Origin of the sequence: Halomonas sp. ND22Bw (genome assembly GCF_003011945.1) — a bacterium.
Classification (GTDB): domain Bacteria; phylum Pseudomonadota; class Gammaproteobacteria; order Pseudomonadales; family Halomonadaceae; genus Halomonas; species Halomonas halophila.
The window spans coordinates 1-614 of the sequence record NZ_PXWD01000060.1; the positions used below are offsets into that span (position 1 = coordinate 1).

The 614-nt window shown below is 68.2% G+C and carries 1 protein-coding gene; it reads right to left on the reverse strand.

Annotated features, from left to right (window positions below; genetic code table 11):
• Window positions 1-614 (reverse strand): Ig-like domain-containing protein (locus CVH10_RS16955; protein ID WP_219924729.1); only part of this gene is annotated, 614 nt, incomplete at both ends.

The following is a 614-nucleotide window of genomic DNA, read 5'->3' on the forward strand; positions in this document are numbered from 1 at the left end:
TCGTCCACGATGTCGATGGTGATGGTGCCGGTGACCGTGTTGCCGGCCGCATCGGTGGCGGTGTAGCCGTAGCTCTCCGCCCCGACTTCAGTGTGGGCAGCGTTATCGGCATCCGGCGTGGTGTCGAACGGCTGCGTCAGCGTGTAGGTGTAGCTGCCGTTGGCATCGAGCGTCAGCGTGCCGTAGGTGTTCGTGGCGCTGTCGAGCGTGTAGGTCACCCCGGTGCCGGCGACCGCCAGCTGGCCGCTGGCCGTCTCCGCAGGGCTCGTCGGGTCACTGCCCACATCGTCCAGCGCCGCCTCGTTCACCGTCTCGCTGGCGTCATCGGCGACCAGGGTCACGTCGGCCACGTCGATGGTCAGCGTGGTGGTGGAGCGGTCGCCGTCACCGTCCTCGATGGTGTAGACGAACACGTCCTGCGCATCGCTGCTGATCGCATCGGCATTCGCCACGTAGGTGTAGCCGCCGTTGGCATTGAGCGTCAGCGTGCCGTAGAGGCCGTCGATGGCCACCCCGACACTGCCGCTGGCGTCCGTGGTGGTATCGCCCCCGGCTGCGCGTACCCCGATCACGCCGCCATTGGCCTCGGCGCCGTCGGCGCCGAATTCGTCGGC